The sequence below is a fragment of the Bacillus sp. FSL K6-1338 genome (genome assembly GCF_038006965.1).
In the GTDB taxonomy this organism is placed as follows: domain Bacteria; phylum Bacillota; class Bacilli; order Bacillales; family Bacillaceae_G; genus Bacillus_A; species Bacillus_A thuringiensis_S.
The window spans coordinates 1,155,300-1,177,330 of record NZ_JBBOWI010000001.1 but is presented as its reverse complement, the minus strand read 5'-3'; the positions used below and the strand labels follow the sequence as shown (position 1 = coordinate 1,177,330).

The window sequence follows — 22,031 nt, the reverse complement described above, 5'->3', positions numbered from 1 at the left end:
GTTAACATTGCTACCATCATCTTAAAATCAGACCTTTAATTGTGTATAATTTTCAAAAAATTATTTCTAGTACTTATTATAGCTTTTATAGTATAATAATTCTAGTAATATTTTGACGGAGGGGAATATTTTGAATAAAGTTTTTTTTCATACTTGTATACTAATTTTTATAGCGATGATTGCTTCTAGTATTGGTGCATTCCTCATTTCATCTCAATTTTTGTTGAACTTTGTCAACATCTCGTTTTATATCGCGCTATTTTTTATTCTGATAGGTGGTTTTTTATTCATATTTCAAAATGGATTTTTCAATGTAACTCTTTACGCTTTCCAGAGAGTATTTGGCACGAACAAAAAGATTGACTCTTTAATTGAAGAAGTCGAGGAACCTACAGATAAGAAAGAACGTATTTATAAAACATATTCATTCAAATGGACATATCCAATTTGTATTACAGGTATCGTTCTTGGGTTGTTCTCGACCCTCATTAGCTTTACTATTTTGATGTAGTTTGCAAACACTATCCCATATGATATAATAATCAGCAAAACATTTTGTTATAAAACTTTAGTTCTTTCATATTAAAAGAGCTCAAGTAACAATAAATAAATTTATATGTATGCGATGATAAAGAAGAGTACATATTGATGCAATTTCAGAGAGCTTGTGGTCGGTGTGAACAAGTAATTGTACAGTATGGAATGGGCTTTTGAGCACCAAACCGAACCGAAAGTAGTAGGCCTTGGCGTTATATCCAGACGTTACTATGGATTAGAGAGATTTCACAGTAGTGAAATAATTAGGGTGGTACCGCGGTCCATTCGTCCCTATAGTTTTTTGGGATGAATGGGCTTTTTTGTTTGCCTTCTCTTCCCTATCACGCATTCAAATTTAGGAGGAAATAATTATGTCAGTTATCTTTTCTGGTATTCAGCCAAGCGGAACGATTACACTTGGAAACTATTTAGGGGCTATGAAGCAATTTACAGAGCTTCAAAACGAACACGATTGCTATTTCTGTATTGTAAACCAACATGCCATTACAGTACCTCAAGATCCTATACAACTTCGCAAAAACATTCGTAGTCTTGCTGCACTTTATGTAGCATGCGGCATCGATCCTGAAAAAGCTACTTTATTTGTACAATCAGAAGTACCTGCACACGCTCAACTAGGATGGATCATGCAATCTGTTGCTTACGTTGGAGAATTAGAGCGTATGACACAATATAAAGATAAAGCTTCAGGTAGAGATTCAGTTCCAGCTGGATTACTTACGTATCCACCATTAATGGCTGCTGATATTTTACTTTATAACACAGAAATCGTACCTGTTGGTGATGACCAAAAACAACATATGGAATTAACACGTGATCTAGCAGAGCGTTTCAACAAACGCTTCCGTGAAGTGTTCATAGTTCCTGAAATTCGTATTCCAAAAGTAGGAGCTCGCGTTATGTCATTAACCGAACCTACGAAAAAAATGAGTAAATCTGATCCGAATCCAAAATCAATGATCAGTATGCTTGATGAACCAAAAACAATTGAAAAGAAAATTAAAAGTGCTGTAACAGATTCAGAAGGTATCGTGAAATTCGATAAAGAAAATAAACCTGGAATCTCTAACCTATTAACAATTTACTCTTCATTCTCAGGAAAAACAGTTGAAGAGATAGAAGCAATGTACGAAGGAAAAGGATACGGCGACTTCAAAGGCGACTTAGCACAAGTAGTCGTAGAAGCAATTCGCCCAATCCAAGACAAATATAACGAACTAATCAGCTCCCCAGAACTAGACGAAATTCTAGACAAAGGTGCCGAAAAAGCAAACCGCGTTGCATTCAAACAACTACGCAAAGTAGAAAACGCAATGGGACTAAGCAGAAAACGTAGGTAACATAAAAAGCGGAGGCGACTGCTTAGCCCTGACGGCTAAAGTTCTTTCCCACAGAAGGTGCTTTTTACCTTCTCGTGGGGAAGGTTCTTAGACGCGAAGGGCTAGGAGCCGGAGCTAAATTACATATAAAGTGGAAGCGGCTCGTTTAGAATGTGAGGGGGATGGAGCTCCTGACGTAAAGGCGCTTTTTGCCTCGCAGGAAGGCGCGAAGCCACCGAACATTCTTGCCGCTGGAGCTGGATTTCACCAAATTAAAAAACCGCCAATTGGCGGTTTTTTAATTTACCTTTTGCTCATTTTCCATTTCCCATAACTTTTCAAAAAACGGCTGTCCTTTTACAAGGCGCTCGCATAATTGTTCGTGCTTCTCAGACCAGCCTGATTTCGCTTCATCATATAGTCTTGCCCAAATATCTTCAAATTCCATATGTTGGACCGTTCCATATGCTGACGGATCCCACTCTGTGTACCAATAGCGAATTTCCGCTGTATTTTTCGTTGTATGTAATTGGTCTAACGCCATAAATAATAATTGTTTTAGTTGTCTTTCTTTACGAGTCAAGCCATTCATAATGAAAGGCGATGGTGATAAAATGTGGTGTTCTTTTTCTGTTTCTTCTACTTGGAACTCATACTTTTCTGCTTGTACGTTTTCTACCATCTCATATACCATCTGCTCTTGCCGTGGTATAAGTCTGCTTTTACGGATAGGTACATTGTAACCAATTGTATCAATCGCAATAATTCCTTTTCCATCTGTAACAACAAAGCAATACTCTTGCTGCAAACGTTCATGATTTTTACGAATATAAGCCTTATGATGTACGTCTTCCAACAATTTTTGCGGAAGCTCTAACAATTCGTCCTCGATGTAATGATATAATGTGGCATCTACTTTTAATAATGGCACTTGATCTAATAGCTCAATCGTATCATCTTTCCGCCATTCGTAAAAATGACAAACGTTATACCCATTCTCTTCACCTTCAAACCAATTTACCCATACATCATGTAGATATAACATTCACTACCCCTCACTTCACTACTGTTTGTATCAATCATTATGTTCAATTTTTCTTAACTTTATTCCACCTAAGGAAATATATTCTAATTATTATTTTTTCTTCTATTAATACTAAAAAAACAGGAAATAGAGCTCCTGTTTTTTTATATATGAAATGTATTTGCTTTATTCAATATTTCTTTTGCATCTATAGATAATAAAGAAAGTGTATCTTCTCCTTCCAATGTTACACAATCTTTGACAATATGAAATCCAAGCGCATAGCCAAGCATCTTTGGATAAGAGTGAAATCCATTTAATAAGATGTCGTGCTCCCTTGTTCCTCGTTTTATACTTATTCTTTCATGTACAACATTTTTCCAATAATAAATAGCCTCTTCTTTTGAAAGATACATCGTCCACGGTGCATTGTTTTTTTCTGAATATCTTTCCGTTACCGCTTGCTCAGCTAGCCCTTCCATAATCATCGTATCAAGTAATGTATATTCTGTTTCTTTCGTCTCAATTTGATGTAACCTGCATATGTGATGATATTCATGCGCCAATAACACCTTTAATTCTTCCACCGAATTCCGTCCACATACAAATAAGAAAATAACATGACGCATAGATAATCCAGCCCTACCGTTATACTCTTCTTGTACAGTTCGATTATAGGAATCTGATAATAAAATAAAGACAGGGACATCCGGACCTTTCAACCAATTTTTCAATTTATCATACTCCAAGCTCAACTCTTTCCAAATTTCCTTTTCCTCTAATTCTTTAATTTCCTTTTCCCCATGCATGACCGGACGATACATCCCTTTTGAAATTAAAAAGCGATACAACCTTTCTTTTGGCAACGGAATATACTTCGTAAATTTCTCACAAAGTTTTTCTGGCCGTCCATAATATAAATGTAGCCATTCAGCTGTTTCAATAACCCCCATCTTTATCCCTCCTTTTTTCTTATGTATATGCTACAAGAGAAAAAGACGTAAAAATAAATAAGGAGTTTTTTCGTAATATGCTACGAAAAAACTCCTTATTTCATCTATTATTTATACGATTTAAATACTAATACTGCGTTATGACCACCGAATCCTAGTGAGTTACTTAATACTGCATTTACTTCTTGTTGTCTCGCTTGATTCGGTACGTAATCTAAGTCACATTCTGGATCTGGTGTTTCATAGTTAATTGTTGGAGGGATTACTCCGTCTGTAATTGATTTAATTGAGAAGATCGCTTCAACAGCACCAGCTGCTCCTAATAAGTGACCTGTCATTGATTTCGTTGAGCTAATTGCTACTTTGTACGCGTGCTCACCGAACGTTTCTTTAATTGCCATCGTTTCATACTTTTCATTCGCATCCGTACTTGTACCGTGCGCATTAATGTAATCAATATCTTCTGGCTGTAGACCTGCATCTGCTAAAGCTTGACGCATTGCACGCACGCCGCCTTCACCACCAGGAGCCGGCATTGTAATATGGAATGCATCACCAGTTGCACCGTAACCAGCGATTTCCGCATAAATGTGAGCACCACGAGCTAATGCGTGCTCTAATTCTTCAAGAATTAAAATACCTGAACCTTCACCCATTACGAAACCGCTACGGTTTTTATCAAATGGACGGCAAGCCGTTGCTGGGTCTTCATTAAATGTTAATGCTTTCGCTGAGCTAAATCCTGCGAATGCCATACTTGTTAACGGCGCTTCAGCTCCGCCTGTTATCATTGCATCAGCATCACCACGCTGAATTGCTTTAAATGCATCACCAATTGAGTTTGCACCAGATGCACAAGCCGTTACAGAGCAAGTGTTAATTCCTTTCGCTCCTGTTGCGATTGATACTTGACCTGCTGCCATATCTGGGATCATCATCGGCACGAAGAATGGGCTCACACGGCGCGGACCTTTCTCAGTAAAAATCTTAAATTGTTCTTCGTATGTCTCCATACCGCCAATACCAGATCCAATCCATACACCAATTCGAGGTCCGTTTTCTTCTGTAATTTCAAGCTTTGCATCTGCAACTGCCATTTTCGCTGCTGCTACTGCATATTGTGTAAAGCGATCCATACGGCGCGCTTCTTTTTTATCAATATATTTCTCGACTTCAAAGTCGTTAATTTCTGCTGCTACTTTTGCTGGAAATAGTTCCGGATCAATTCTTGTAAGTCGTCCGATTCCAGATACACCTTTTTTAATGTTTTCCCACGCTGTTTCAACATCTGTACCGATCGGTGTAACAGCTCCTAGCCCTGTAATTACGACCCTCTTTTTTTCCATACAAAATACACTCCTTTTTTTCTCTCAGTCCTTATTTACCCCAACGAAGAGCAACTGCTCCCCATGTTAATCCGCCGCCAAAACCAACAAGTATAATTAAATCACCATCTTGAATACGTCCATTTTGCAATTCCTCTACCATTGCAATTGGAATTGAAGAAGCTGATGTATTACCAAACTTTTCAATTGTCATACTCATTTTTTCTTGTGGTAAATTTAATCTCTCTCTTGCAGATTCCATAATACGAATGTTCGCTTGATGCGGTACTAAGAAATCCACATCCTCTTTCGTAAGACCAGCTTTATCCAGCACGCGAAGACAAGATTCACCAAGTTGACGAACGGCAAATTTAAACACTTCTCTGCCATTCATCATAACATACTCGTCTTGATAAAGATGCTTACCGCCACTTCCGTCTGCTCCTAATTCGAAAGATAGAACGCCTCTTCCTTCTGAAACAGCTCCCATTACGATAGCACCGGCTCCGTCTCCAAATAGTACCGCTGTATTTCGATCATTCCAGTCTACAATTTTAGATAGTTTATCACTACCAACTACTAATACATTTTTATAAGTTCCCGTTTGAATAAATTGCTGCGCTGTAATCATTCCGTACATAAAACCAGCACATGCTGCACCTACATCCATTGCAGCTGCATGTTTCGCTCCAATCGCTTCTTGAATGACACAAGCTACTGCTGGAAACGCACGATCTGGTGTTACTGTCGCCACCAAAATAAGATCGATATCTTCTCCGCTAACCCCTGCATCTTCAAGTGCTTTTTTAGCAGCCTCTACGGCCATATACGAAGTATCTATTGTATCATCGGCAATGCGTCTTTCGGCAATTCCCGTTCTCGTACGAATCCATTCATCGGATGTATCCATTATCTTCTCTAAATCGTGATTTGTGACTACTTTTTCCGGCACATATCTTCCGATCCCTAAAATGCCCACGTTCACATCGCAGCCCTCCGTTTTATATCAATTATTATGACTTGGTACTAATTTTAAAACATAAATGTATTTTTGTCTAGAATATATTTCAGCTAAAACATAAAGCTAGGCATTATTCACTTTATTGTTTATTAAAAGAAACAGAAACATACCTTCCCTGTTTCTTTTGAAATATAAAAAGGCTCGAACCGCTTCTCTCGACGGTTCGAGCCTCTTTCTCCTCAAAAAGAAAGGGTTTTATTGTTGATCTGCTTTCCCAAGCTCATATGCTTCGTTCATAACTTTCATCAATAACTCTAATACTGGTTGTGCTTTCTCCATATCAAGCGCAATTCCATTATCATCTAAAATGGCCTTTGCTTCTGGTAAATGCTTCATTGCGATTTGTAAAAACTGCATGCTTTTTTCGTTCATATTATACTCTTCCTCTCCATTAAAACTTTCACATACAATAGTGTAACACGCGTGCTACCCTTCGTATAACTCTTTATATTTTTTCATGTGTGCCAGTTGCTTATTTAAACCGTATTCTAACGGAGTATTTCTTTTTATCGAAATTACCTCGATAGCCTCATCTCTTACTTCGTTATTATTTTTATTTACTTTATCATCCGCGCGTAAAAGGTTCATACCTTTTTTCCATAATGACTTTTTACCACTAAGCAAATTGTATATACCGAGATGCTGCTCGTTCATTCCATTTTCCCATAAGTATTCACATACATCTTCCACGTACAGTAGATCACTTCCGTTTTCCTCACTCGCATAATAGCACTCTTTCTCATCCAGTTCTGATAAAATGAGCTGATGATACATCATAAAAGACGGTTGCCACGGTCCATATAATGTAGGAACTCGAAATACACTATATTGTAAATCCCCTTTTTTCAATCCTTCTTCTACTTTCAAAAATATGCGCTTATTTTCCGATTCATCTGTACTACCTACTTCAATAGAAGAAATTAAATTTAACTTCAATTTTTGTTCTTCACACATTCTTATAATTCGCTTTAAATATTGTAATATGACTCTTTCATTCCGAAATCCACATTGCTGATTTGGCTCATATAAGCAAAAGTAAACAGTATCGAATCTCTCTTCCTCTACTAATCTCCATCCATCTTCATCTCTTATCGAATAATACGTAAATAACGCATTTCGCCCAATTAACAATAACTTCTCTTCATTAATTTTGGTCATACTATTGAATTCATCAAAATCAAGACCATACACTTCTACTTCTTCTGCGATCATTTTATTCACAAGGTGATAACCTACAAACGTAAGTGCACCTATTATCAGCACGCGTTCCATACCACCAACCCTTTCTCCTTGAAACAAATAGCTCCTCATTTATGTATATGGGAGCTTCACAATTCTTCTTCATATTTTTTAAAGAAATCAGTCGTTTGCCTAACCATTTTATATTTCACATCTTGCAGATGGAACAAGAGAGAAGTATCGCATTGATTTAATTGCCTCATTTTCTCATATTTACGCAACTGTTGTTTTCTTCCTCTTTTTTCTTGTGTTGATACGAAAACTTTGACAGGTACACAAGATGGCAGAAGCGTAAATGATTTCTTATTTATTTTTAAATCTAACTCTTCTTCTTTGGCATCATACGCCAAACTTAATTCCTTCACTAATCTTTTGTAAAAAAACTTATGCTCTTTCTCAAATTCCACATATTCTGGTAAATCTAAACATGGATTCAACATAATGACAGAACGAATACATTCAGGGTATTTGTTCATCATTTCAAGTGCTACAAGCGCACCCATACCATCTGCCATTATGTGCATTTTCGCATTTAACGTCTCTTTTCTCAAAACAACATCATATAAACGTTTTGCTAGACGAACAGATTGGTCGTTTCCCCAGTGCCTTCCGTATAAATTAGAAGAAAAGACTGTGTAGCCTTCCTCAATAAGGCCATGTAAAAAATAAGATCTTCCCGCATGCTGTGTCCATAAACTTGTACCATTCTCAATAAAGTAGTTGTAATCACCGAGGAGCATAACCGAAAATCCATTTGGCTTCTCCGGTAAATAAATGACACATGGTTCTTTTTCTAAGTAAAAAAAACGTTCCGTAATACTCATTTTTCCCCCGCCTTATTTTCTAAACATATAAAACCACTCTTTTATAATGTATGAACGGAATGCAAATTTGCGTTGAAAAATCTACAAATATTTTTCTATATTCTTTTTTCAATTGTGTTACAATAAGGACAGATTGAACGAATAGAGGTGTAAAATATGCGTTTCATTTGGGCATTAATTTGGTCGTTCTTACTTGTACATATGATGAGCTATGTAATCGGCTCTATGACTGGCGGTACATACGACTTTAACCAAGCGTCTATTTTCTCAGTTGTTCTTGCTGTATTAGTACTAGCGATTTCAGCTGCAATTCCAAACGAGCCAGTAGAACAACACTAAAAAAAGAGTCCGGATTTTATCCGAACTCTTTTTTATTTTTATTTTTATTTCACATGAACAACTAATTCGTTATTTTCTACATCGACAACTACGTGACTATTGTCAGTAATTGTTCCTGCAATTAATTCTCGCGCTAATTTCGTTTCCACTTGACGTTGTACGTATCGTTTTAATGGACGAGCTCCATACATCGGATCAAAGCCAGCTTCTACAACAAATTCTTTTGCTGCGTCTGTTAATTCTACTGTAATGTGACGGTCAGCTAAACGCCCTTGTAATTCTTTTACAATTTTATCAACAATACCTTTAATTTCATTCGTTGTAAGAGGTTTAAATAAAATAATTTCATCAACACGGTTTAAAAATTCAGGGCGGAAATGTCCTCTTAATTGCCCCATTACAAGGTCTCTTGATTCCTCTTTAATCGAGCCATCTTCTTCTAATCCATCTAGTAAATGAGCAGATCCAATATTTGAAGTCATAATAATAACTGTGTTTTTAAAGTCCACTGTACGTCCTTGCGAATCTGTAATGCGTCCATCATCTAACATTTGTAATAAAATGTTGAATACTTCTGGATGTGCTTTTTCAATTTCATCTAATAAAATAACGGAATATGGTTTACGTCTTACCGCTTCTGTTAATTGACCGCCTTCTTCATATCCTACATATCCAGGAGGTGCACCAATTAAGCGTGACACTGCGTGTTTCTCCATATACTCAGACATATCAATACGAATCATTTGCTCTTCACTATCGAATAAAGACTGCGCTAACGTTTTTGCAAGTTCTGTTTTACCAACACCCGTAGGGCCTAAGAAAATGAAGGAACCAATCGGGCGGTTCGGATCTTTAATACCAGCGCGAGCACGAAGAACCGCGTCTGATACTAAGCTTACTGCTTCCTCTTGTCCGATGACACGCTCTGATAAGATTTGCTCTAAGCGTAGTAATTTCTCGCGTTCACCTTCAACGAGTTTAGCAACAGGAATACCAGTCCAGCGTGAAACAATATCTGCAATTTCTTCTTCACTTACTTCCTCACGTAATAAACGATTTTCTTGTTTATTATGCGCGCCCATTTCTTCCGCTTCTTTTAACTCTTTTTCAATTGCTGGAATTTTCCCGTGACGAAGTTCGGCTGCTTTATTTAAATCGTAATTACCTTCTGCTTCTTCTAATTCACGGCGCAGACGTTCTAAATGTTCACGTAAGTCACGAACTTTGTGAATGTCTTCTTTTTCTTTCTCCCATTTCGCTCTCATACCACTTGCAACTTCTTTTAAATCTGATAGTTCACGTTGCAACGTTTTAAGACGTTCTTGGCTACCACGATCTGTTTCTTTTCCAAGAGCTGCTTCCTCAATTTCTAACTGCATAATACGACGCGTTACTTCATCTAATTCTGTCGGCATAGAATCGATTTCTGTACGAATTGTTGCACACGCTTCATCGACAAGATCAATTGCTTTATCTGGTAAGAAACGGTCCGAAATATATCGATCTGATAAAACTGATGCTGCTACAATCGCGCGGTCATGAATATTTACACCATGATAAATTTCAAAACGCTCTTTTAAACCACGTAAAATGGAAATTGTATCTTCAACAGTTGGTTCTTCTGCTAATACTTGTTGGAAACGTCTTTCTAACGCCGGGTCTTTCTCAATATATTTACGATATTCATCTAATGTCGTCGCCCCAATACAGTGTAGTTCACCGCGAGCAAGCATCGGTTTTAACATATTCCCTGCATCCATCGCACCTTCTGTTTTACCGGCGCCAACGATTGTATGAAGTTCATCAATAAATAATAAAATACGCCCTTCACTCTTTTTAATTTCATTTAATACAGCTTGCAGACGCTCTTCGAACTCACCACGGAATTTCGCACCAGCTACGAGCGCACTCATATCTAACGCGAAGATCGTTCTATCTTTTAGCCCTTCAGGTACATCTTTTTTCACAATACGCTGCGCTAACCCTTCAACGATTGCTGTTTTACCAACACCTGGCTCACCAATTAAAACAGGGTTGTTTTTCGTTTTACGTGAAAGAATGCGAATGACACGTCGAATTTCACTATCCCGGCCAATAACAGGATCAATTTTCCCTGCTCTCACTTCTGCCACTAAATCACGGCCATATTTTTCTAACGCTTCATAAGTTGCTTCTGGATTTTGACTAGTCACTCTTTGATTCCCCCGAACTGTCATTAAAGACTGTAATAAGTTATCTTTCGTAATATGAAATCTTGTAAATAATTGATTGATATCGCCTTTTTCTTCAGAAAAAGCAAGCAATACATGTTCTACTGAAATGTAGTCATCTTGCAATTTCTCTGCTTCTTTTCCTGCTCTTACAAATAGTTGTTGCAGAGCACCTGTTATATATAATTTGCCTACTTCTGCACCGCTTCCCGTTACAGAAGGCTTTTTCTTAATTAAACTTTCGGCGCCTTGCTTTAACGCTTCTATATCGACATTCATTTTTTGAAAAATACGCACTGCTAACCCATCTTGCTCTTCTAATAATGTAAACAAGAGATGAACAGTATCTACTTCTTGATGATGATGAGATACCGCTAAAGATTGGGCACTCATAATCGCCTCTTGTGTTTTTGTTGTCATTTGATTTAAGTCCATCTTTACAGCCCTCCAAATGTTTGACTTTCTTTGACCTTTGATTTAATTATACGCCAACTGACTTTTTTATACAATAAATTCGCCTATGCATTTTCAAACTTATTATTGGAAAAAGAAAAAAGGAGCATTCATTATGCTATTAAAAAAAGTACGATAAATGAAACTACATTATGTAACAACAAAAAAGCCGCAATAAAGATTGCGGCTTCTGTTACGGTTTTCTTTTATATGTCCACTGGCGGTTATGATTCGTGTTATCTGGAAACTTTTCACCGGCAGTTAATTGTACCATTTGCGGATTTTTTACCATACTTCCCGTTTCACCAATTTCTACGTAAATGCCATCATTTGGCGCTTTTTGTCCAGAACGAAACCTGCGATTTTGTCCCATCTTCATTCTCCTTCCATGACGTCTTGCCTCATTAGTATATCCATTTTAAAAGAAAGGTTTTCTGTCATGTTTAGGAAACAAGTACTACATCTCATTCTTGTACATATACATGAATGACACAAGCTTAGGAAGGAATTCCTTTCCTATCTGTAGAAAAAAAGAAACCAACCTACTCTAGGCTAGTTTCAAAGGAGAGTCAAACATATACGAGAAGATTACATGTTCATTATATGCCTCATCATACGAGCAATGTAACCCTTTTCACATTTTGTACATAATGAAAGAAACATTATTTGAACTTTCTAAAAAGATGTTGACTTTTCTTAATTTCCAACGAGAAATAGTAGACACCATAGTACTTCGCGACGTAAGATGGATATATAGTGAAACCTCCATCTATGGTGGTCTCACCCAGTCTAACCTCTTATTTCTGCATATTAAAAACGGAAATACAGATAGAAACAAAAAAATTATTATAAGAGGTGAAATTATGAACAAACAACATTTAATCGCATTAGACTTAGACGGCACTTTATTAACAGACAACAAAATAATTTCCACTCGAACGAAACATACAATTGCAAAAGCAAAGGAACAAGGACACGTTGTCGTTATTTCAACAGGACGTCCATTCCGCGCTAGTTATGATTACTATAAAGAACTAGGTCTGAATACACCTATCGTAAACTTTAACGGTGCGTACGTGCACCATCCTCTTGATTCAAACTGGGGTATACATCACTCTCCTCTTGAGCTAGCAACAGCGCAAGAAATTGTACGAGCTTGTTTTGATTTCGGCGTAAAAAATATATACGCTGAAGTTATGGATGATGTGTATGTTCGTGAAATTGATGAAGATAAAAAACACATTTTCGAATTCGGTTCTCCTAAGATTTTTACAGGAGACTTATTAAATATTTTAAATGACCATCCAACTTGCTTATTAATTGACGCACATGACGAGCATTCTACTGCAATTCGTCAACATTTAACTGATATGCATGCGGAAGTAATCGACCATAGAAAATGGGGTGCACCTTGGCCGATTATTGAAATTGTAAAAAGCGGATTAAATAAAGCGGTCGGATTACAAAAAATTTCTAGTCATTACAACATTCCACAAGAGCGAATTATCGCTTTCGGTGACGAAGATAATGATTTTGAAATGATTGAATTTGCTGGTCACGGCATCGCAATGGGTAATGCCATCCCTGAATTAAAATCACTCGCAAACCATACTACGTTAACGAACGAAGAAGATGGTATTGCTTTATATTTAGAAGAGGTTCTTGGGTTGTAATCTAAAAATTCCCTACTTATAGTTTCCTGCCAAATGCCCATACTATAAGTAGGCGCATAAGACATCGCGTCGATTGTTTTCAGCTAAATAAAGGGGGTTTTTCGAATGGGTAAAAAGAACAAATCAAAACGTTTTATCCAACAAGGAGCCGATGCTGTTATGAAGCATGATGCAAGATTCCCGTACAGAGGTACATTAGCTGAGGCAGAAAAGGCAAGAAGTAACTCTTCTTTTGGAGGGGTTTAAATGGGGAACTTACTATTCCAACAAGCTAGAGATGCTGTTGAAAATGCCGTATCTTGTTCAAGCGGTACTGAGCAACAAGATCTCGTATATAGAGCAAAAAATGCTTTGCAATCCGCTTACGCAAACTCTTCAACTGCTGAAAAAGTTCAGCTCCGTGAAATGCAAGAGCAATTGCAAAACATTACGAATGTACATTAAAAAAGAGGACCAACTTTGGTCCTCTTTAATCTTTCCGAAACAATCCGAACACCCCAACTGTTTGCAGTATATTTGTAAATGCACCTGGGTCCACTTGTTTAATAATCCTCTCCAATTCGTATAACTCGTAACGGGTAATAACCATCATTAACATTTCTTTATTTTCATTCGTATAAGCACCTGTTGCTGGTATCGTTGTAATTCCTCTTACTAATCGCGAGTGAATCGCCTTTCTTACGTCCGCCCCATTCTTCGTAACAATTAATGCTGTAATCTTTACATGACGAGTATGAATTGCATCAATAATTCTCGTTGATACATATAAAGTCACTAACGTATATAACGCTTTTTCCCATCCATATACATAGCCAGCAGCGATAATGATAATTGCATTAAAAAAGAAAAAGTATGTACCGACAGGCTTATCTTTTATTTTTGATAAAATCATGGCGATAATATCTAATCCACCTGTAGAAGCACCCCACTTTAAAGCAATCCCTACTCCAATTGCCGAAATAATCCCGCCAAAAATCGCATTTAATATAATATCATTCGAAACCGCTCTAACAGGGATGATTTCTAGAAACAGAGTCATAAATATAACACAAAGAAAACTAAAAAAGGTGAAGGCCTTTCCAACCTTTTTCCACGCTAAAATAACGACAGGAATATTAAATAAGCTAAACAATACTCCCGTAGATATGTGAATCGATAAAAAATCACCTAATATTTGTGATAATAATTGAGACAATCCAGCAAAGCCGCTCGCATACACTTTTGCTGGTGTTAAAAATAAATTCATCCCAATCGCGTTTAATAAACCTGCGATGATTACAACGATTAACTTCTTTATAAGTTCAGTATAATTCAACTTCAAATCCATTTCGAATCCACCTTTACCCTTCATAAATGCACCGCTATACATAGTCTTTACGAAAAAGGAAATGATAAACGTACAACGTTTAGGAATGGAGTTGATACATATGCCACATACGAGTGATAACGACAAAAAAGCACGCGATAATAACGCAAAACGCACACAAAAAAATGAGCAAGAGCAAAAAAATATTCAGCAAGGTAAACGTGCATACTCTAAAAAGACCGATCACCTTTGATTCCATCGTACATCAACAATTATGTTGATGTACTTTTTTACATTTTAAAGGAAAAAAACATTAAAAATTCACTTCATGTTCACTTCTATATTCTACAATAGCGATAACATATTCGGATGAGGTGTTGGCATGAGAGGGAAACATATTTTCATTATTACTGCACTAATAAGTATATTGATGCTATCTGCTTGCGAACAAAAAAATGGCTCAGCTACAGTCGCTACAGCAACAGACTCGACCATTACAAAGGATAACTTCGAAAAACAATTGAAAGATCGTTACGGAAAAGACATGCTATACGAAATGATGGCACAAGACGTCATCACAAAAAAATATAAAGTATCTGATGAAGAGGTAAATAAAGAAGTAGAAAAAGTAAAAAAACAATATGGAGATCAATTCAAAAAAGTATTAGAAAATAATGGTTTAAAAGATGAAGAGGATTTCAAAAATCAAATTAAGTTCAAACTTGCTATGAATGAAGCGATTAAGAAAAGCATTACAGAGAAAGACGTAAAAGACCACTATAAGCCAGAAATTAAAGCGAGTCACATTTTAGTAAGTGACGAAAATGAAGCGAAAGAAATAAAGAGTAAACTAGATGCTGGTGCTTCATTTGAAGAATTAGCAAAACAAGAATCACAAGATCTACTATCAAAAGATAAAGGCGGAGACCTTGGATACTTCAATTCAGGTACAATGGCTCCTGAATTTGAAACGGCTGCCTACAAACTAAATGTTGGACAAATTAGCAACCCCGTAAAATCATCAAACGGTTATCACGTTATTAAATTAACTGATAAAAAAGATTTAAAACCTTACGATGAAGTAAAAAAATCTATTCGCAAAAACTTAGAAGAAGAACGTATCGCTGACCCTATATTCAGCAAAAAATTGTTACAAGAGGAATTAAAAAAGGCAAATATTAAAATAAACGATAGTGATTTGAAAGATACATTTACTCTTGTTTCTCCACAAGGAAATTAAAAAAGCACAACCTTATTTTTTTAAAAATAAGGTTGTGCTTTTTAATCTTCTATCTTATTTCTTAAAGTAAGTCCAACCTTCTTCTTGGTAAACTTTTTCTTCTTTCATCAACTTACCAAGTGCGCGCTTAAATGCAGCTTTACTCATGTTAAAGCGTTCTTTAATATCTTCTGGATGGCTCTTATCCCAAAACGGCATTGCTCCTCCTCGTTCTTCCATATATGCATAAATTACTGCCGCATCGTCTTCCATTCCTTCTTCTTTACGAGGAAGAAGTGAAATGTTAATTGTACCATCATCTTTCACGTCAATAATACGGCCCGTTACACGCTCCCCGATGCGGACTTGTTCTTTTCTTTCTGTATGGTGTAAGAAAGCACGGAAATGCTCATCAGTTAGTACGAATGAACCAACTTGAAGAGAACGATATACACGTCCATTTACGTTTTTATTACGCATAGATGGCGTTGCATCTACGATAATTTCTTGCATATCACTGTCTCTTGCCGGAAGAGCAATTAAACGATCACGATTCGTTAATTTTAACGTACAATATAATTCGTCGCCTACTTCTGGCCATACCGGCATATAAATCGGGAACTCATCAGCTGGAATTAGTATATCTTTTGATACACCAATATCAACAAACACACCTAAACTAGGAATGACTTCTACAACCTTTACCCAGTTCCAATCATACGTTGTAATAATTGGCTCCTTCATTGTTGCTGAAATACGATTTTGGTGATCAAGGTATAAGAATACATCAATCGTATCGCCTTCTTCAATTTCTCCAGCTACTTCGTTTTTATGTAGGAAAATTTCTTCTTCTTCATTCCCAACCATATATCCAATTTCCGTTTCGCGTAAAACAGTTACCTGTTCAATCGATCCTATTTGCAAATACATATTTTTTAATTCCCTTCTATATATATAAAATTATCTTTTTTATCATTCCAAACAAAAGTTAATTATAACATGATTTTTCCTGTATTTGTCCAACTGCCCAAAATTCACTATAATAAAGTGAGGTTACATGAATATAAGTATGAAAACACTTAAGTCTAGACTCGTTTTCAGCTATACTTTAGTATGTACAGTACATAACAAGATTAGAAATTTATTTGGAGGTGCTAACTATGGCAAAAGATAGTTCTTTTGACATCGTTTCGAAAGTAGAATTACCTGAAGTAACAAACGCAATTAATATCGCATTAAAAGAAATCCAAAACCGATATGACTTTAAAGGAAGTAAAAGTGATATTAAATTAGAAAAAGAAGTACTAGTTTTAACTTCTGACGACGAGTTCAAATTAGACCAAGTAAAAGACGTTTTAATTTCTAAACTTGTAAAACGTAACGTTCCAATTAAGAACTTAGATTACGGAAAAGTTGAAGCTGCAACTGGCAACACTGTTCGCCAACGCGCAACACTTCAACAAGGTATCGATAAAGATAACGCTAAAAAAATTAACAACATCATTAAAGAAATGAAATTAAAAGTAAAAACACAAGTACAAGACGATCAAGTACGTGTTACAGCGAAAAGCCGTGATGACTTACAAGCAGTAATTGCAGCTGTTCGTAGCGCTGATTTACCAATCGACGTACAGTTCATTAACTACCGCTAAAAAGAAAACTCCTCTTAATTAGAGGAGTTTTCTTTTTAGTTTTGTAGAGACAATATTACAAGAACAAGCCATAGAAAAAAGGCATCTGCGGTGAAAATTGCTAAGTGAACAGAGTCTAACTATACGAATACTTCACAAGTGAATGCATGATTAAACTAGGCCTTATTGTAGAATTTGTTTCATACATGCATTTAGCAGACCTTATTGAAAATAAAAAAAAAGACAATTTAAGACGTTTCCCCTTCGATTTGAATTACTTTTCTTAGTAATTACATCCTAGGCCAAAGTCATCTTAAAAATCGCTGTAACTTATAATTTCTCTTCCCGCCAAAACGTAACAATTTATGAGTATAAGAATATTTCCCAACCTTTAATATAATGTAAAATTAATAAGGATCTTAAAAAATGTTAATTAAAAAAGAGTTAGAAGTGGTTATATGAAGAAATTAATATTATGGTTTTTATTGGCCACATTCTCCCTAAATACTGTAGGATGTTCTAATAATACGAATACACTAACGGATAAGTCTAACTGTATCAACAAAGCTTGGTACAAAAAAACTATGTCATGTAATCATTTAAAAAACATTAAATAGTTAATGATAAAAGTCATAAGAAAAGACACATCAAAGTGCCTTCCTCCGACTTGAACCATCTTAATTTTAATCATATTTGGATGGAGTTAAAAAGAAGCATAAATTGTTAATAAAGATGCAGACTTCAAAATAAAAAAGTACGTTAAGGACACTCTTATATTAAACACTAATATTTTAGAAGCAAGTTTATAAGTATAAAACCTACAGGGATTTCCCCTGTAGGTTTTATTATATTTCAAGTGATTTCCAAATGAATTATGAGTGGCTTTTTTCAGTTTGATTTTCAAAATATTTTTCTTTAACCATTTTTATCAGAGTTTCTTTTTCTGTTAGTTCAAATATAAATAATGCTTTTTTCATGTTATTTGCAATATCTTCTTCATTCTGTTGTTTAAATCTTAATAAATTCCATCCTTTTAAATAGTACAGTTCACCTAATAAGTATAAAGTATTTAGATTAATAGCTAATTTGATGCCCTTATCAATGTATTTTACCGCTTCTTCATATTGATAGGTCATACCTAAACATTTCGCTAAATTAAAAATGATTTTTAATTTAATCGCTTTATCTCTCGGAAAATCTAACTTATTAAAATTAGTTAAACATCTTCCTAATATAGTAATACTTTTATCATATTCTTTATTTTCCGCATAAAATATAGACATTGTCTGCATAATATCTATTTCTCTTTCTGATAAAAAATCAACATTGGTTAAAGTTAGTTTTAATGCATTATTTAAAAGTTTTAAAGCAGTTTTTATGGATCTGTTCACCTCAAATACAGCAATTGCTTCATGCCATAGGAGAAATTGTTTATCTTCTTTTGCTTGGAAATTTTTTTCATCTTTCTCTTTTTTCACTATTTCATAAAGTTCTTTATATTGTTTTTGCTTTAAGCAATCTTTTATTACGTATTTTACATTTTCTACATATTTAAATTTTTTGTTTTGAGTTAATGCAAATATATTATTCGGGTCAATACCAAGTCTTTCTGATAATTGATATAACAATATACTAGATGGATAAATCATACCTTTTTCTATTTTGCTAATTTGACTTTGCGAACATATTCCATGACATAATTCGGATTGTGATATATTTTTTTTAATTCTAAGCTCTTTAATGGTAATACCCAAATCGTAAAATTCCATTTTCCCACCTACTATTTAGCACTATATTAGTATAAGAGTATTCTCTAATTTTTAATGTAATATAAAATTAATATAGTTGCAATTATCGTTCGTTCCAAAGATCTTTCTCTATCCGTATTGACACAAAAACAGGCTAGGAAGAAGACTTTCTCCCTAACCTGGAACCCCCTCTCATTAGAGAAGTTTTCATTTTCGTATCGTTTCTCTTAAGAAATTTCATATCAACAGAATAAACACTATTGCCCCACCGAACAAACAAATACAATAAGAAGACGTGAACATAGAACGAGCAACTTCTCATCTACGTTTCCTTTTAACTGCAATTAAAAACGCAATAAATAATACATTCACACCAACGATTAAGGAGATAAATAACCAATTCACACCTGTTTCTCCGTTAAGTTTATACACGTTTGATTCTTCACGCTTTAAAACGAGATAAAATCCCCCATTTTCCTCTCTTATAATTTCATCCTCTAACAATCCTCTTAACTCTTGTTTTTCACCAATCGTACTTGCAGGTAAGGAGACTTTTTGTGTTTCTTTCGTATTATTAATTGCTACTAAAGTTACTTCATTTTTATATTTTCGTTTTAGTATGCTCATCCCGCTATTATCATACAATAGCTCAAACGTACCGCGTCGTAAAGACGGTCTCGCCTGTCTAAGTTCACCTAGTTTTGTTATGTGCTGCATAAATTTTTCGTCTGACTTAAAATCCATTAATCGTCTATTATCGGGTACACTTCCTCCATCTAATGCAATTTCAGTTCCGTAATAAAAATTCGGAATTCCAGGTGATGTTAACAGATATGTAAGCGCCAGTTTTAAACGTGATGGCGGATAATACATATTTTCTTTTGCAATACGCGCATATCTTTTTGTTTCTTGATCATCTAAGAACGTAACAAATTCTCCTTCTTTTTTACTCACATCGTATAACGATTTCACCGATACATCCGCTTTGGAAAACGATTCTACTATTTTTTCGTTGTATTCGCTATCCTCCTTTGTCATAATACGAAAATCTTTCTTTATCACTTGCATATCTTTTTGCGCGTTATCCCAAAAGGAACGCGGCTTTTTTTCACTATGTATAACATAACTTCCGTCTAAATCAACTTCTTTTATCCACCATTTCATTGCGTCAATTACCTGTTGTTCGTTTTCTCCAAGCGGAAATTGAAATACAACTTTCATTCCTTTTGCCTGAGCTTCTTTTACAAGTTCTTTCACATCATTTTCTGTCCCGAAATGTTCATTTACCTTTTTAAAATTTCGCACGTCTAATCCATCGTACTTTCCACTTTCAAAAAGTGGCGAAAGCATAACGGTAGTAAAACCCATTTCTTTTATGTAATCCAACCTTTTTATAATTCCTCTTATATCCCCGCCTTGATACCCTTCTAAATTACCAACTTCTAACTGTTTGTCATTTTTCGGTTCTCCATTATTGAAGCGATCAATCATAATGGAGTATATAACCTCATCTCGCCACTCTCTTTTTTCGTCTGCAAAAGTATGTATTGGTACAAACAAAACAACAGCTAAGCAAAAACAAATGAATAGTTTCCTAGTCCATATTTTTCCCACACGCATCCCCCAATTTTTTAATTGTAAGAATATTATACCAATTATCCAAGTGAAACGCATATGCCGATTTCAATCCTCACAAAATAATCTATGTTAGATTTTATGACATCACGTATATAATTTTCTGAATTTTTAGTTGATTTTTAGTTTTATTTCGAATATGATATGAAACATAACAAATAGATGTTATTTTTTCTAACATTCCAGGAGGAGAGATCATGAATATGGGAGATACGGTTTTTATGTTTGTGACGACAGTAATGGTCATGTTGATGACACCAGGATTGGCACTTTTTTATGGAGGTATGGTTCGTAGCAAAAACGTACTCAGTACAACGATGCATAGTTATAGTGCAATGGCTATCGTTTCGATTCAATGGATTGTTATCGGCTATTCTTTATCATTCGGGCCAGATTGGCACGGACTTATCGGTACACTTGATTGGTTCGGTCTAAACGGAGTTACCTACGCACCAAATCCAGACTACTCATCTACTATTCCTCACAATTTATTTATGATGTTTCAACTCATGTTCGCCATTTTAACTCCAGCTTTAATTTCAGGTGCATTCGCTGAAAGAATGCGATTTTCTGCCTTTCTTATTTTTATCCTTCTATGGACAACAATCGTTTACAATCCTGTCGCTCATTGGGTATGGGGCCTCGGTGGGTGGCTAAGGGAACTTGGTGCACTAGACTTCGCTGGCGGAAATGTCGTTCACATCACTTCCGGAGTTGCCGGTCTTGTATTAGCTATTTTCCTTGGAAAACGAAAAAACATAAATGGTTCTTCTCCTCACCATTTGCCATTTACAATGTTAGGCGCAGGCTTATTATGGTTTGGCTGGTTCGGTTTTAACGTTGGCAGCGCATTATCCTTAAACGACGTAGCTTTAACTGCATTTATTAATACAAATATAGCCGCTGCTGCCTCTGCTCTAACTTGGATGCTTTCTGAATGGTTCTTCCAATCAAAACCGACCGCGATGGGAGCTGCTTGCGGAGTTGTTTCTGGTCTAGTAGCTATTACACCAGCCTGCGGGTTCGTTACACCTTTCTCCGCCCTTCTTATCGGAGCAATTGGTGGTATAATATGCTTCGGCGCCGTTTTCTTCCTAAAAACAAAATTCGGGTATGACGATACACTTGATGCCTTTGGATGCCACGGCATCGGAGGAACTTGGGGCGGTATTGCAACAGGACTATTTGCAACTACTGCCGTAAACGGGGATGGCGCAAACGGATTATTTTACGGAAATGCCGCGTTACTGTTTAAACAACTTATAGCGATTGGCGCAACATATGCATTCACGATCATCATGACGTATGCCATTATTAAAGCGATCAACTTCTTCCTCCCCGTTCGCGTCGATGAACATGAAGAACACATGGGTCTTGATATTTCAATGCATGGCGAGAAGGCTTATGAACATGCAGAGCGAGCAAACTAAAAAAGAGATGCAATCTATTGATAGTAGATTGCATCTCTTTTTTGCGTACTAGGCAACATACCCCACCTAGTATAAATGTAAATATATCAACGGTTTTTTGGATATATCAACGATTTTTCAAATA

The 22,031-nt window shown here is 35.9% G+C and carries 23 protein-coding genes and 1 other annotated feature; of the genes, 10 read left to right on the top strand and 13 right to left on the bottom strand.

Annotated features, from left to right (window positions below):
* Positions 1–130 precede the first annotated feature (130 nt).
* Positions 131–511 (top strand): DUF3899 domain-containing protein, encoded by a 381-nt coding sequence (locus NZ044_RS06205; RefSeq protein WP_001045002.1) that lies wholly within the window; start codon positions 131–133, stop codon positions 509–511.
* A gap of 105 nt (positions 512–616) precedes the next feature.
* Positions 617–833: a binding site (T-box leader), on the top strand.
* 75 nt (positions 834–908) lie between these two features.
* On the top strand, positions 909–1,898 hold the full coding sequence (gene trpS / locus NZ044_RS06200) for a tryptophan--tRNA ligase (RefSeq protein ID WP_000110979.1): 990 nt from the start codon (positions 909–911) through the stop codon (positions 1,896–1,898).
* A 277-nt stretch (positions 1,899–2,175) separates the two neighbouring features.
* Here the strand turns inward: trpS and NZ044_RS06195 are convergent, their stop codons facing one another.
* From NZ044_RS06195 to NZ044_RS06165, 7 genes are all read right to left on the bottom strand, one after another.
* Positions 2,176–2,922 carry a YjbA family protein gene (locus tag NZ044_RS06195; RefSeq protein WP_000966119.1) on the bottom strand — a complete coding sequence of 249 codons (747 nt, stop codon included), beginning with the start codon at positions 2,920–2,922 and terminating at the stop codon, positions 2,176–2,178.
* 143 nt (positions 2,923–3,065) lie between these two features.
* Positions 3,066–3,854, bottom strand: coding sequence for a DUF2268 domain-containing protein (locus NZ044_RS06190; RefSeq protein ID WP_000538198.1), 789 nt, complete (start codon positions 3,852–3,854; stop codon positions 3,066–3,068).
* A 107-nt stretch (positions 3,855–3,961) separates the two neighbouring features.
* Positions 3,962–5,200 (bottom strand): beta-ketoacyl-ACP synthase II, encoded by a 1,239-nt coding sequence (gene fabF, locus NZ044_RS06185; RefSeq protein WP_000412645.1) that lies wholly within the window; start codon positions 5,198–5,200, stop codon positions 3,962–3,964.
* Between the two features lie 31 nt (positions 5,201–5,231).
* Complete coding sequence (gene fabH / locus NZ044_RS06180) at positions 5,232–6,164, bottom strand: beta-ketoacyl-ACP synthase III (protein ID WP_001100533.1); 933 nt, start codon at positions 6,162–6,164, stop codon at positions 5,232–5,234.
* Positions 6,165–6,395: 231 nt separating this feature from the next.
* A complete protein-coding gene (locus tag NZ044_RS06175) occupies positions 6,396–6,572 on the bottom strand; it encodes a ComZ family protein (RefSeq protein ID WP_001003335.1) in 177 nt (58 codons plus the stop codon).
* A gap of 54 nt (positions 6,573–6,626) precedes the next feature.
* Positions 6,627–7,499, bottom strand: coding sequence for an NAD-dependent epimerase/dehydratase family protein (locus tag NZ044_RS06170; RefSeq protein ID WP_000486171.1), 873 nt, complete (start codon positions 7,497–7,499; stop codon positions 6,627–6,629).
* Between the two features lie 29 nt (positions 7,500–7,528).
* Positions 7,529–8,263, bottom strand: a complete 735-nt coding sequence (locus NZ044_RS06165; protein WP_098505574.1) for an alpha/beta hydrolase — start codon at positions 8,261–8,263, stop codon at positions 7,529–7,531.
* 156 nt (positions 8,264–8,419) lie between these two features.
* Between NZ044_RS06165 and NZ044_RS06160 the strand changes: the two genes are divergently transcribed.
* On the top strand, positions 8,420–8,602 hold the full coding sequence (locus NZ044_RS06160; RefSeq protein ID WP_001211116.1) for a YjzD family protein: 183 nt from the start codon (positions 8,420–8,422) through the stop codon (positions 8,600–8,602).
* Between the two features lie 44 nt (positions 8,603–8,646).
* Here the strand turns inward: NZ044_RS06160 and clpB are convergent, their stop codons facing one another.
* Together clpB and NZ044_RS06150 are read right to left on the bottom strand one after the other, a co-directional pair.
* The gene (gene clpB, locus NZ044_RS06155; RefSeq protein WP_000365378.1) at positions 8,647–11,247 is read right to left on the bottom strand and encodes an ATP-dependent chaperone ClpB; all 2,601 of its coding nucleotides are present in this window, start codon (positions 11,245–11,247) and stop codon (positions 8,647–8,649) included.
* Positions 11,248–11,458: 211 nt separating this feature from the next.
* Positions 11,459–11,638, bottom strand: a complete 180-nt coding sequence (locus NZ044_RS06150) for a YjzC family protein (protein ID WP_000531422.1) — start codon at positions 11,636–11,638, stop codon at positions 11,459–11,461.
* A 490-nt stretch (positions 11,639–12,128) separates the two neighbouring features.
* Between NZ044_RS06150 and NZ044_RS06145 the strand changes: the two genes are divergently transcribed.
* The 3 genes from NZ044_RS06145 (at position 12,129) to NZ044_RS06135 (ending at position 13,382) form a co-directional block, all read left to right on the top strand.
* Complete coding sequence (locus NZ044_RS06145) at positions 12,129–12,938, top strand: Cof-type HAD-IIB family hydrolase (protein WP_001041241.1); 810 nt, start codon at positions 12,129–12,131, stop codon at positions 12,936–12,938.
* Between the two features lie 105 nt (positions 12,939–13,043).
* Positions 13,044–13,184: a hypothetical protein gene (locus NZ044_RS06140; protein WP_000516816.1), complete on the top strand. Its 141-nt coding sequence runs from the start codon at positions 13,044–13,046 to the stop codon at positions 13,182–13,184.
* A complete protein-coding gene (locus NZ044_RS06135; protein ID WP_000527408.1) occupies positions 13,185–13,382 on the top strand; it encodes a DUF3813 domain-containing protein in 198 nt (65 codons plus the stop codon). It begins immediately after the preceding gene.
* A gap of 25 nt (positions 13,383–13,407) precedes the next feature.
* Here the strand turns inward: NZ044_RS06135 and NZ044_RS06130 are convergent, their stop codons facing one another.
* Positions 13,408–14,265 carry a YitT family protein gene (locus NZ044_RS06130; RefSeq protein ID WP_000364431.1) on the bottom strand — a complete coding sequence of 286 codons (858 nt, stop codon included), beginning with the start codon at positions 14,263–14,265 and terminating at the stop codon, positions 13,408–13,410.
* A gap of 100 nt (positions 14,266–14,365) precedes the next feature.
* Here NZ044_RS06130 and NZ044_RS06125 point away from each other — a divergent pair, with 100 nt between their 5' ends.
* Together NZ044_RS06125 and prsA are read left to right on the top strand one after the other, a co-directional pair.
* Positions 14,366–14,497, top strand: a complete 132-nt coding sequence (locus tag NZ044_RS06125) for a DUF3941 domain-containing protein (RefSeq protein WP_001120851.1) — start codon at positions 14,366–14,368, stop codon at positions 14,495–14,497.
* A gap of 129 nt (positions 14,498–14,626) precedes the next feature.
* Complete coding sequence (gene prsA / locus NZ044_RS06120; RefSeq protein ID WP_001214205.1) at positions 14,627–15,484, top strand: peptidylprolyl isomerase PrsA; 858 nt, start codon at positions 14,627–14,629, stop codon at positions 15,482–15,484.
* A gap of 54 nt (positions 15,485–15,538) precedes the next feature.
* On the opposite strand, the gene NZ044_RS06115 is transcribed toward prsA, so the two are convergent.
* Entirely contained in the window at positions 15,539–16,393 is an 855-nt protein-coding gene (locus NZ044_RS06115) for a CvfB family protein (RefSeq protein ID WP_000281261.1), read from the bottom strand.
* Positions 16,394–16,623: 230 nt separating this feature from the next.
* Here NZ044_RS06115 and NZ044_RS06110 point away from each other — a divergent pair, with 230 nt between their 5' ends.
* The gene (locus tag NZ044_RS06110) at positions 16,624–17,115 is read left to right on the top strand and encodes a YajQ family cyclic di-GMP-binding protein (RefSeq protein ID WP_001040146.1); all 492 of its coding nucleotides are present in this window, start codon (positions 16,624–16,626) and stop codon (positions 17,113–17,115) included.
* Between the two features lie 851 nt (positions 17,116–17,966).
* On the opposite strand, the gene NZ044_RS06105 is transcribed toward NZ044_RS06110, so the two are convergent.
* Positions 17,967–18,863: a helix-turn-helix domain-containing protein gene (locus NZ044_RS06105; protein WP_000397873.1), complete on the bottom strand. Its 897-nt coding sequence runs from the start codon at positions 18,861–18,863 to the stop codon at positions 17,967–17,969.
* A 297-nt stretch (positions 18,864–19,160) separates the two neighbouring features.
* The gene (locus tag NZ044_RS06100; protein WP_002162891.1) at positions 19,161–20,516 is read right to left on the bottom strand and encodes an alpha-amylase family glycosyl hydrolase; all 1,356 of its coding nucleotides are present in this window, start codon (positions 20,514–20,516) and stop codon (positions 19,161–19,163) included.
* Positions 20,517–20,674: 158 nt separating this feature from the next.
* Between NZ044_RS06100 and NZ044_RS06095 the strand changes: the two genes are divergently transcribed.
* Positions 20,675–21,907, top strand: coding sequence for an ammonium transporter (locus NZ044_RS06095; RefSeq protein ID WP_118961637.1), 1,233 nt, complete (start codon positions 20,675–20,677; stop codon positions 21,905–21,907).
* Positions 21,908–22,031: the final 124 nt, after the last annotated feature.

Bases quoted from the DNA above. Each gene is read 5' to 3' on its own strand.
- trpS (WP_000110979.1), top strand. From the start codon at position 909: ATGTCAGTTATCTTTTCTGGTATTCAGCCAAGCGGAACGATTACACTT.
- NZ044_RS06195 (WP_000966119.1), bottom strand. From the start codon at position 2,922: ATGTTATATCTACATGATGTATGGGTAAATTGGTTTGAAGGTGAAGAG.
- NZ044_RS06190 (WP_000538198.1), bottom strand. From the start codon at position 3,854: ATGGGGGTTATTGAAACAGCTGAATGGCTACATTTATATTATGGACGG.
- fabF (WP_000412645.1), bottom strand. From the start codon at position 5,200: ATGGAAAAAAAGAGGGTCGTAATTACAGGGCTAGGAGCTGTTACACCG.
- NZ044_RS06175 (WP_001003335.1), bottom strand. From the start codon at position 6,572: ATGAACGAAAAAAGCATGCAGTTTTTACAAATCGCAATGAAGCATTTA.
- NZ044_RS06165 (WP_098505574.1), bottom strand. From the start codon at position 8,263: ATGAGTATTACGGAACGTTTTTTTTACTTAGAAAAAGAACCATGTGTC.
- NZ044_RS06160 (WP_001211116.1), top strand. From the start codon at position 8,420: ATGCGTTTCATTTGGGCATTAATTTGGTCGTTCTTACTTGTACATATG.
- clpB (WP_000365378.1), bottom strand. From the start codon at position 11,247: ATGGACTTAAATCAAATGACAACAAAAACACAAGAGGCGATTATGAGT.
- NZ044_RS06150 (WP_000531422.1), bottom strand. From the start codon at position 11,638: ATGGGACAAAATCGCAGGTTTCGTTCTGGACAAAAAGCGCCAAATGAT.
- NZ044_RS06145 (WP_001041241.1), top strand. From the start codon at position 12,129: ATGAACAAACAACATTTAATCGCATTAGACTTAGACGGCACTTTATTA.
- NZ044_RS06140 (WP_000516816.1), top strand. From the start codon at position 13,044: ATGGGTAAAAAGAACAAATCAAAACGTTTTATCCAACAAGGAGCCGAT.
- NZ044_RS06135 (WP_000527408.1), top strand. From the start codon at position 13,185: ATGGGGAACTTACTATTCCAACAAGCTAGAGATGCTGTTGAAAATGCC.
- NZ044_RS06130 (WP_000364431.1), bottom strand. From the start codon at position 14,265: ATGGATTTGAAGTTGAATTATACTGAACTTATAAAGAAGTTAATCGTT.
- NZ044_RS06125 (WP_001120851.1), top strand. From the start codon at position 14,366: ATGCCACATACGAGTGATAACGACAAAAAAGCACGCGATAATAACGCA.
- prsA (WP_001214205.1), top strand. From the start codon at position 14,627: ATGAGAGGGAAACATATTTTCATTATTACTGCACTAATAAGTATATTG.
- NZ044_RS06115 (WP_000281261.1), bottom strand. From the start codon at position 16,393: ATGTATTTGCAAATAGGATCGATTGAACAGGTAACTGTTTTACGCGAA.
- NZ044_RS06110 (WP_001040146.1), top strand. From the start codon at position 16,624: ATGGCAAAAGATAGTTCTTTTGACATCGTTTCGAAAGTAGAATTACCT.
- NZ044_RS06105 (WP_000397873.1), bottom strand. From the start codon at position 18,863: ATGGAATTTTACGATTTGGGTATTACCATTAAAGAGCTTAGAATTAAA.
- NZ044_RS06100 (WP_002162891.1), bottom strand. From the start codon at position 20,516: ATGCGTTTCACTTGGATAATTGGTATAATATTCTTACAATTAAAAAAT.
- NZ044_RS06095 (WP_118961637.1), top strand. From the start codon at position 20,675: ATGAATATGGGAGATACGGTTTTTATGTTTGTGACGACAGTAATGGTC.